Genomic DNA, 10440 nt, shown 5'->3' on the forward strand with positions numbered 1-10440 from the left:
CGAAAGCTCAACAGCTCCGGGCTCAGCTACGTTCTCACTGGTCATCGATGCATCCTCCATGATCGGGAGTTACACCGAACGATTTACAGTCCCCGAGGCGACGATGATGACGTTCGAAGGACTGCTCGACGGCCGGGAGCACATCGCTGTGGGCGTCGGCGAGTGGAGGGAGTCCCTGCGTCAAGCGACTGCCGGCGGCTCGCCACTTCTGGTGCGCATGCACAGTGAGTGTCTGACCGGCGATGTGTTCGGTAGCCAGAACTGCGACTGCGGACCGCAACTGCGAGAAGCGGTGGAACGGCTGGACGAAGCTGGCGGACTGCTCCTCTACTTGCGGCAGGAAGGCCGGGGGATCGGTCTCTACGCCAAACTCGACGCCGTCGCATTGCAACTGGCGGGAATGGACACCTACGAGGCGAATCTCGCCCTGGGCCGAGGCGAGGACGAACGCGACTACGCTGCAGCGGCACAAATGCTGATCGGACTCGGCGCTGACCGGATCCGGCTACTCAGCAATAACTCGGACAAGGCCGCACAACTGGAGGCATACGGAGTGCGAATCGCTGAACGTGTGCCCACCGGCGTACATGTCTCCCCGTGGAACGTCCGCTACCTGACCACCAAGGCGACGCACACCGCACACACACTCAGCCTGCCCTGATCCGACGCCGAGGGGGCCCTGCCATACCGAGATCAGTACGAAGAGAGGGACATCTTAATGGCGCACCGCGCGGGAAGAGAGCTACTGAGTTGGCAGCAGGAGTCGCTGCTCACCCACCTGCAGCAAGTAATGTTGGAAAAGAAGGTGAACCGCCCCGGCAGCGTGATCGTCAGTACAACATTCGACGTTCCCGATCATGTCACCGACACGGATCTGCATACCATTCTCCACCGGATTACAGAGCGCGAGCCCAGTCTACGGGCAACCTCCATCAATATGGACGGCGTCGAATACGCGCACACCATTTCCGCGCCAGTAACACACACCGAGTGTGATGACGAGCAGAGCGCCCGGGATTTTATCGCACGTTCCAAGAGGATCGAATTCGACACCGATGGAACACTCCACTGGAATATCCAGATACTCCACTACCAAGGAGAAGACGGCAACGACCATCGAACGGCGCTAGCGGTATTCGACCACCTCATCACTGACAGGGTGAGCATGGCTCTCATGGTTCAGGAACTGTGCACGGGCCGGGAAGCCAATCCACTCAAGGGGGCCGGAAAGTACCGCGACTGGGTTTCCGAACAGCGAGCCAAGTTCACCGACATCACTCAAGCAAACTCGGAGAGCCAACGGTTCTGGTACCAGCATTTTGGCGACACCTCACCCGAACGCGCAATCCCGCTCGCACCGTTTGTCACAAGGCCACGCGACCAGCACTCGGAAAAGGGATGGATCATCAGTGAACATGTCCCGGTATCCTCCCCACGCCTGACCCTTGCCTGCAAATGCGCACGCGCGACTCCGCTGGTTCTGCATCTGGCCTCCGTGACCAGTACACTGGCCGAAGTCTCGGACACGACGGATCTTACCTTGCGTCTGCAAACGGCCGGCCGAGGGCCGGGTTCAGCGGAAGTGTCCGGATTTCTCACGAACACGATTCCGCTCCGTCTTCAGCATGCGGCACTAGGTTCCTTCGACGGAGCCCTGGCGGCGGCACGGCACTCCTGGCGGCAAATCCTGCCTCGCCAGGACACGCCACTGGGGTTCCTCGAAAAATTGTTCACGGGGAACTCCGGTACGGGAAGACTGGCCGGCCGAGGCCAGATGGTCCTCAACTGCTTTCCCGACATGGTGCAGGGAATTAGCGAATCCGACTATGCCGACCAGCTCACTGAGGCACCTCAGGACTTCCTGGAGCTATTCATTATTCCTGTCGCCACGGGCGGTTTCATGTTTCGTCTGATTTGCGGTGCGGCTGAGTTGGACATCGAGGACGGACGCATGTTCCTGAGGCATCTCAAAGAAGCATTCATATCCAATGTCGAACATGCAATTGATACCTGACGGTGGACTCGTCCCGGATCGCACCGATCAGGAACCGGGTAATTTTACATTTCAAGAAGTGTGCGCCCTGTACTGCATTCCGCGCAAAAGGTCCCGCGGCATGTCTGCGACGGCGGGTACAACCTCACCTGCCAACTCCACAGCCTCGGCCTCAAGTTCCTCGACACGCTGACGAACTGCACCCTCCCGGGCGTGAAGCTTCTCCGGCAAAGAACACCAGCAGTCGTGTACGCCCTTGAGCCCCGCGCCGGCCCGCATTCGCGGCCAGGCCGGCCGCCGCAGCCGGACGGCGAGCCGGCCACGCTCAGCTTCACGCCCAGAGCGGCGACCTAGTGATGGGAAGGGCACTCCCACCACGTAGCCCGGGTCCAGCTCATGGCAGGCGGTACGAAACTCCCGCCCTCCGTAGACCTCGTCACCCAGGAAGAACGAGGCGCGTATGTCGCCCTCCCCGACCGCGTGGTGAACCATGACCGCCTCGAGTTGCGGCCTGGTCGCGAGGCACAACTCCTCGGGAACACCCGTCGACAAACGGGACTCCCCGTCACCGACCCACTCCTTGGTGAAGTACAGGCGACGGTCAATCAGGCAGTGCTCGGCTGACATGGCGAAGATCAGATGCACCGCGACCTGACACAGATCCACGCCTCCGATGGAGACGGAGTACCGGCGGGCCGCACCGATCGCGTCGGTCGAAGACTTCGCATCACCCGACCCCTCCGCGATCAGCATCCCGCCGCCATCGTCGAGCAAGTCCACGGCTCTTCGCCGGAGAAACGGGCACCGGCGTCAAAATCGGCCTGTTGGCCGACACCCGGAACGCGACTCAAGCGGACCAGGCTGGAAGGAGCCCTGCGGCCGGACCGCCATCCCCTCACCGTACGCGCGCCGGATCGCCGTGGTTGCGGTCATGGGCAGATTCCTCCCGTGAGTGAGCGGCGGCTGGTGCAAGGTGGAGTGTGAGGGTGGGATCGTCGGAAGTGGCGGCCCGGCAGGCGGGTGGGCCAAGAGCGCGGGGATGACGACGTCGCGCGGTGCGTCGGCAGAGGGCGAGGCAGGATGCTAATCGGAGGCGAGGCGTCGCCGGAGCCGGAGTGGGTGACAAGTTCGTCCTCGATCGACGTCGTGAGCTCCGCCAACCCGGTCCAGTCGATCTCACGCGCGGAGTCGGCCATATCGGGTACTGCCGTATCCGAGCCGGAAGCCCGCAGGCGCCGGCTTCCCTCTCCTCGCCAGCCGTCTGCGTATGGCCGGGCCAGGCCGGACTGCCCCTGATTGCCCGACGACGTTCGTGCTGGTTGTACGCCTGGCCGACGGCAGGGTGATCTGGCACCCCCTCCGCGCCGCACCCGGTGGGCCGATTCCAAGATCACTGAAGGGATAGACCTCCGTGCGAGGTGGTCGCGGTCCGGTGAGGGGCCCGTCCGCCGCGGCGGAGATTCGGCGGGCGGGCAGCCACAGGTGACGCATCACTCATCATAGATAGAACGTTCTACCTTGACAGAACGGGACCCTCAGGGTTAATTTATCTGCAAATCAAGAAACAGAGCGTTTGCCGAAAATTGACTCCTCGATGCTGAGCCAGGACTCGCGGATCGATTGGGAACTGCTGGTCAGCGGCCGGGTAACATTTCACTCGGATGACAGCAAAGAAATTACGAGGCACCAGCAGACGTCGACACTCAGAATTGGTCCGAGTTAAATGTCAGGGGTAACTGTGAGGCTGCTGCGGATCGGCGCAAGAATATGACTTCCGAAAATTCGAGGATGTCGTCTTGCCAGTTCCGCATCCTGGGTCCACTAGAGGTACACAGCGTTTCAGGCGAGATTCGCATACCGCCAGGCAGACAAGAGATTGTTCTTGCGGCCTTGGTACTGAACTTTGGCCGAGTCCTCGACTCCAGTTACCTTGTCGACCTCATCTGGGCGCAGGGTCCCCCAGAGACTGCGCGTGCGCAGGTTCAAACCTGCGTTTCGAATCTGCGTAAAGCACTCTCGGACACCGACGCCACGATTGAGACTCAAGGGCGCGGCTATCGGTTGAACATAGCTCCTGGCGCGACCGACGTCGGTGAGTTTCGACGCCTGGTCGCGGTAGCGCGGGCGGCTGCGCAAGAACGCAACAAAGCACAGGCTGTAAAGGTGTTGCGACAGGCCGCCGAATTGTGGCGGGGGCCGTGTATGGCCATGGTGCCGAGTGATTTGCTTTCTCGTGCCGCAGTTCAGCTGGATGAGGAGCGCATCGAAGCACTGGAAATGTGTCTAGGTTTTGAGCTGGAGTTGGGTGGACACAACCGGGTTGTTGGGGAACTGCGGCAACTCATCACTGAGTATCCCTTGCGAGAGAGATTGCATGTCTTTCTCATGAAGGCATTGCATCACTCCGGGCGTCAGGCCGAGGCTCTCGAAGCCTACCGCCAGGTCCGTGAACTATTCGCCGAGGAACTTGGACTCGATCCGGGCAAAGAACTGCGGGACCTGGAAGCAGCCATTCTCGCTGACGAACGATCCCTCCCCGAGGCCGTTGAAACCGAGCAGTCTGCTGTCCAGGCACCCCCTGCCGAGGATGGTGCCCCGACGCCGGCAACGGCTGGCGAGCCCGTGATCGTCCCGAGGCAACTGCCTGCTGGTGTGAGTGACTTCGTAGGAGACGCTACGCTTATTGATCAAATTAAGACTGTCGTCATACAGACTCAACGGGCCCAACTTGGCCCGGTGCTATTTCTGGGGTCTGCGGGGGTTGGGAAAAGCACGATGGCGGTCCACATCGCGCATCGGCTCGCGGCCGAGTACTTTCCTGACGGACAGCTTTACTGTGACATGCATGGGGGCAGTGGTGCAGCGGCGGAACCGGGGCATGTACTGGGACGCTTCCTGCGAGCGCTGGGGCTGCCAGGCCAGGCCATCCCCGAAGCGTTGGACGAGCGTGTCGAGCTATACCGCAGCATGCTGGCAGGTCGTCGGCTTTTGGTCGTACTCGACGACGCACGCGATGAGGCACAGATACGGCAGTTGATCCCGGGAGACGGACAGTGTGTCGTACTGGTAACGAGCAACCGACGGATGACGGCGCTGCCCGGTGCACATCGCTTTGACCTGCAGCCACTGGCTTTGGACAAGGGCATCGAACTGTTGGGCCGCGTTATCGGTGAGCCACGGGTCTCGGCCGAGGTCGACACTGCCCGAGCGCTCGTACAGCTCGTGGGAGGTCTGCCGCTTGCGCTACGTATCATCGCGGCCCGATTGGCTGCTCGCCCTCACTGGTCGCTTCTCTCGATGGCACGGCGCCTTGAGGACGAGCACCGAAGGCTGGACGAACTCGCACATGGCGAGTTGTCGATCCGGGCGAGCTTGGCGCTCAGCTATCAGGGCCTTGCGCCAGGTGATCGCCGCACCCTGGTCCTGCTCGCGGCAGCCAGCGGAGCAGAGCTGCCGAGCTGGGTCGGCGCCGCATTGACTGATGATCACGGGCCGGAACCCTCCGAGCCGCTGGAACCGCTGATCGATATGCGACTGGTCGAAATCGGGGCCTTGGAACCGAGCGGTGACTTCCGCCTCGTTCTTCCGCAGACGGTGCAAATTTTCGCTGCCGATCAAATGAACACGGAAGTCTCCCTCGCTGACAGAGATGCCGCGATACGACGACTGCTGGGGGCTTGGATTTCGCTTGCCGAATACGCACACCGCCAAGTCTACGGAGGTATGTACACGATTGTGCGAGGTGAGGCGGAACAGTGGCACCTGCCGTCGGCTTACATCAGTCGCCAGCTAAAGGACCCGGTTGGATGGCTTGAGAAAGAACATGTCAACCTTGCGAGAGCTGTTGACCTAGCCGCGGAAATTGGGTTCTCCGAGGCAAGCTGGCAATTGTGCACTCTACTCGTAACGCTGTTCGAAGCACGCGGGTGCCCGGATCTTTGGGATAGCACACATAGAACGGCGCTTCAGGCGGTCAACGCCGACGGTAATCAGCGCGGACAGGCAGCAGTTCTACGCTCACTAGGCAGCTTGCACCTCCGCCGCGGTGAATACGAAGCCGCTACTCCATACATCTCTGCAGCTCTCGAACTATTCCAAGGGATGGAGGACGCTACCGGCAGCGCCCTGTGCCAGCGAGACCAGGCGCTCGCCTACAGGTACAGGAATGAAAATGAAAAAGCCCTGGAACTCTATAGACAGGCGGAGCAAAATTTCGTCGTGGCTGATGATGCTATCGGCGAGGCGCATGTGCTCAGTGAAGCAGCATACATTCTGATGCAGCGTTCGGATTATACGAGTGCTCGCTCCTACCTCAACAAAGCTCTCGGAATAAGTCGTTCGGCTGGCTTCGATCGAGGAGAAGCGATGGCGCTGCGAAGGATCGGCCAGTTGAATGTTGCGCAGCGGGAGTTCGAGGATGCCCGTCGACCCCTGTCCGAAGCTCTGGCGATGGTCAGAGCCAGCGGGGACCTGGTGGGTGAAACATATCTGCTGATGGACCTGGGCCGAGTCGATGCCGAGCTCGGTCGCGCCGAGTCAGCCATGCAATATTTCACGCAGTCGATCACGATACGGGATCGGATCCGAGACCACAGAGGGGCAGAAGCCGCACGCAGAGAGGCCACCGAGCGGCTCGGTCAACAATGGCTACGAAATTCCGTATTGGATGACCAGATCCGGTAACGCATATTGGGTCAGAATTAACACCGCCTACGTGGAAATAGGCTACCGCCGGCTTCAGCCCGAGGCTGTCGTGAGCGTTCGCCCCAGACAAGCCGTGGCTGTCGAGCAATTCCCGCACCTTCTGGGTGCAGCCGACCCCCAGACACCCGCACGGGACCAGACAAGGGTGCCAACTGAACATGTAGAACACGGTGTTAGTTCGGCCACCTGTTCAGGGGAGCGGTTCATACCAGCCGCAAGGATCAAGGAAGTAGCCGATGCGAGCAGTCGTGTACACAGAGCCGGAGCGTTTCACCGTCCGAGAGATCGCCGACAGGGCCCTGCAGCCTGGTGAGGTACGCATCAAGAACCTCGTTGTCGGCGTCTGCGGCACCGACCAGCACCTGCACCTGGGCGAGTTCGGAGCCCGTTACCCGCTCACTCCAGGCCATGAGATCGTCGGTGAGATCGTCGAGGTCGCCGAAAGTGTCACGGGCCTAACCGTTGGTGACCGTGTTGCCGTGGACAACAGTGTCTACTGCCTGCATTGCGAGAACTGCAGGCGCGGCGATTTCAGGTTCTGCCAGAACGGCATCGCGCTGGGTCTGCAGGTGGCCGGAGGATTCGCCGAGCACACCATCGCCGCCGCAGCAAAGATCTACCCCATCGGGGACCTGTCCCTGGACGCCGCTGCACTGATCGAGCCCACGGCTTGCGTGGTACACGGGCTGGATGTCCTCGGCCTCACACCGGGGCAGAGCGTCCTCGTCACTGGTGCCGGTCCCACCAGCCAGATCCTTGCCCAGCTGCTGGTGCACGGCGGCGCCTCGTTCGTCACGATGGCTGCCCCCACCCAGTTCAAGCTCGACCTCGCCAAAACCCACGGCGTCAACGAGACGGTATTGCTGGACCGCGCCGACTTCACTACCGCTGCAGACCGGCTTCGTGACCTCGCTCCCCACGGGTTCGACGTCGTCATCGAGGCAACAGGTGCGGTCGGGATCCTGCAGAACGTCCTTCCCCATGTCCGCTCCGGCGGCACACTGATGGTCTACGGAATGGCAAGTGAGTCCGAGACGATCACCATTCATCCGTTCGAGATCTTCCGGCGCGAGATCACCATCAAGGGATCGTTCGCCCAGTCCTACGAGTTCGCACGTGCCATCGATCTTCTCAAGGCTCGGAAAGTAAACCCCGACGGGATCATCACCCACCGATTCGGACTCGACGAGTACGCGACGGCATTGCAGGCGCTCCGTGCACCCGACTGCCTCAAGGCCGTCGTCCACCCCTCAACCTGAGATCGCCATTCAGACTTGCATCACCTTCTTGGGACTCCGCAACCGTCGAAGGTGCGAGGACATGGGCGGAGCACTTTGCCGGATGACGAGCATGAGTTGCAATATGGAGATACATCTCACAGATGTACGGATTTGTATTTTTTCATGCACATACATCCATCATAATGATCATGTGATCTCAACCATTTGTCAGCCCACGCGCCCTGTCGCCCCCACCCGTCCGCAGCTCATCGCCACCGACCTTGACGGCACCTTGCTGCGCGACGACAAGTCACTCTCCCCGCGGACGGTTGCCGCGCTGGCCGCAGCGGAAAAGGCGGGCATCGAGGTCATCTTCGTTACGGGCCGCAATCCCCGTTGGATGGACGTGGTCAGCGCCCACGTTCCTGGACACGGCCTCGCCATCTGCGGAAACGGCGCTGCCGTCGTCGATCTGCACGGCGGCCCACAGGCGCACCGGTTCGTGAAGGTCCGCGAACTCCTTCGGGAGAACGCACTGGACACCGTACGGCTACTGCGTGAGGCCGCGCCCGGCACGGCGTACGCGGTCGAGCACACCTACAGTTTCTACCGGGAACCCGCCTTCCCGAAGATACATATGGAGGTCCCCGACGGTCTTCTGCCTGCCGAGGAGATACTGGCGCCGGATGGTCGAGGGGTCGTTGAACCGGTCCTCAAAATCCTCGCCTTCCACCCCGATCTGGAGCCCGACAGCTTCCTCAGGCTAGCCCGCCTCGCCGTCGGAGACCGTGCCAATGTCACCCGCTCCAGCCCCAGTGCCCTTCTGGAGATCAACGGACTGGGCGTCTCCAAGGCCACCACGCTCGCACTGTACTGTTCCGAGCGCGGCATCTCACCCGAGGAGGTCGTCGCCTTCGGCGACATGCCGAACGACATTGAGATGCTCAACTGGGCCGGACGGTCGTACGCAATGGGCAACGCCCACCCGGACGTGATCGCCGCCGCTTCAGAACATACGGTCGCCAACAACGACGACGGCGTAGCGGTCGTGATCGAGCAGATACTGAGCTGCCCTGAGTTCTATCGCTCTGGAGCGCCGGAAGGTACTCCGTTCTGTGACAGCTTCGGCACTGATTCTATTGATCACGTGTCGGCGACGGCTGAAGAGTGGACCCAGTAGCGGCGCTTGGGTTCTCACGCTTGCCGCAACATTCCTTGATCATTGTGGAGTGTTGATGGCGAGACGCAAGCGCAGGCTGGAGCTCAAGGCCGAGTACTGGCGGCCGGGGTGGGCAGTGTCGAGGCGTGCAGGCGCCCTTGGGATCGGGCGCAAGACCGGCTACCGGTGGAGGGCGGAGAACGGTGGCCTGCAACCGGACGGTCGTCCAAAGATCTCGCGTTCGGGGCGGGCGCTCCAAGCTGTCCACTGATCCCGAGCTCAATGCAGAAGCGCTCCGACCGGCGCATGCCGAGGTTCGTTGCACCCGCTGTCCTTATCGACCGCCGGCCACCGGTCATCGAGCTCCGCGAGCGACTGGGCGACTGGGCAACTGGGAGGGCAACCTCGTCGTCGGCGCCCGCAGCCAGTCCGCCGTCGCCACCCTCGTCGACCGACGAACTCGCTATCCACACCTGGTCCCGCTGCCCGAACGGGCACGCAGGAGCCTCGCCTGGGACCAGGGCTCCGAGACGGCCCGCCGTCACGGGCTCGCGCCCTACTTCACCGACGGAATCTTCTTCGCACGCCCCGCCAGTCCCTGGGAGCGAGGGACGAATGAGCACACGAACGGCTTGATCCGGCAATACCTGCCCAAGCGCACAAATCTGTCCCTGCACACCACGGACGAGCTCCGCTCCATCGAGCGCCGGCTCAACAACCGACCCCGCAAAAGACTGAGTTGGCAGACCCCCGCTCAGGAGGCGTGACAGCCACAACCTTCCTCATCAGCGACCGAGGCGGCTACCCAAGTCGTCCGCGCTCCCGCTGAGCCTCATATGTCTGCTCAGCCGCCGCCAGCACGACCATGGCAGACGGATCGGCCTGCGGCAGCCCTGGTCTGCTGAGACCACACAGGACAGGCAGGACATCCGCGTACTGAGGGCCGACTCATAGGAGACAGAACGGTCGGTATTGACACAACCGCTCACGCCTTCTAGATTAAGACTGAACGTTCTACCTCAGGCATTCAAGGCGCATGAGGATTCCGCGCCGCGGAACAGCGCTGAGGCTGCGCTCGGTGTGGCCACTGCTACCGCCCTGACGAGGGCAACTGACGAAGGATGTTGTCTTGTCCACCCCCCTCCAAATCCGGCCCTCGGCCCCACCCCTGACGCCCCACCGACTCCGCAAAGAGGTCGCAGGGTCTCCTGCGACTGTGAAGGACGGCCTCGCGCGCCGGTCACCGTCAGCCCCGCGCAGACGCGTCGACTTAGAGATCATCTCATTTGGTTCGTTAGACTCGTGGTGTGTCGAAGATCGTTGAGCGGCTGGTGCCAGACGAGTTGTGGGACCTGTTCCAGCGG

The 10440-nt window shown here is 61.8% G+C and carries 6 protein-coding genes and 1 pseudogene; 6 read left to right on the plus strand and 1 reads right to left on the minus strand.

What is annotated here, in order from left to right; genetic code table 11:
* Positions 1-58: 58 nt before the first annotated feature.
* Together ribA and ACIQFU_RS38275 are read left to right on the plus strand one after the other, a co-directional pair.
* A complete protein-coding gene (gene ribA, locus ACIQFU_RS38270; RefSeq protein ID WP_402557986.1) occupies positions 59-661 on the plus strand; it encodes a GTP cyclohydrolase II RibA in 603 nt (200 codons plus the stop codon).
* Positions 662-718: 57 nt separating this feature from the next.
* On the plus strand, positions 719-2014 hold the full coding sequence (locus ACIQFU_RS38275) for a condensation domain-containing protein (protein ID WP_402557979.1): 1296 nt from the start codon (positions 719-721) through the stop codon (positions 2012-2014).
* Between the two features lie 51 nt (positions 2015-2065).
* Here ACIQFU_RS38275 and ACIQFU_RS38280 read toward each other — a convergent pair.
* A pseudogene (locus ACIQFU_RS38280) lies at positions 2066-2776 on the minus strand (transposase); the annotation flags it as partial.
* 1005 nt (positions 2777-3781) lie between these two features.
* On the opposite strand from ACIQFU_RS38280, the gene ACIQFU_RS38285 reads away from it, so the two are divergent.
* From ACIQFU_RS38285 to ACIQFU_RS38300, 4 genes are all read left to right on the plus strand, one after another.
* Positions 3782-6676, plus strand: coding sequence for an AfsR/SARP family transcriptional regulator (locus tag ACIQFU_RS38285; protein ID WP_402557981.1), 2895 nt, complete (start codon positions 3782-3784; stop codon positions 6674-6676).
* Positions 6677-6933: 257 nt separating this feature from the next.
* Positions 6934-7956: a zinc-dependent alcohol dehydrogenase family protein gene (locus ACIQFU_RS38290; protein WP_402557983.1), complete on the plus strand. Its 1023-nt coding sequence runs from the start codon at positions 6934-6936 to the stop codon at positions 7954-7956.
* 154 nt (positions 7957-8110) lie between these two features.
* The gene (locus ACIQFU_RS38295; protein WP_402557987.1) at positions 8111-9097 is read left to right on the plus strand and encodes a Cof-type HAD-IIB family hydrolase; all 987 of its coding nucleotides are present in this window, start codon (positions 8111-8113) and stop codon (positions 9095-9097) included.
* A gap of 182 nt (positions 9098-9279) precedes the next feature.
* Positions 9280-9843: an IS30 family transposase gene (locus ACIQFU_RS38300; protein ID WP_402557984.1), complete on the plus strand. Its 564-nt coding sequence runs from the start codon at positions 9280-9282 to the stop codon at positions 9841-9843.
* Positions 9844-10440 lie beyond the last annotated feature (597 nt).

It is taken from the genome of Streptomyces sp. NPDC093065 (genome assembly GCF_044754585.1).
Classification (GTDB): Bacteria; Actinomycetota; Actinomycetes; order Streptomycetales; family Streptomycetaceae; genus Streptomyces.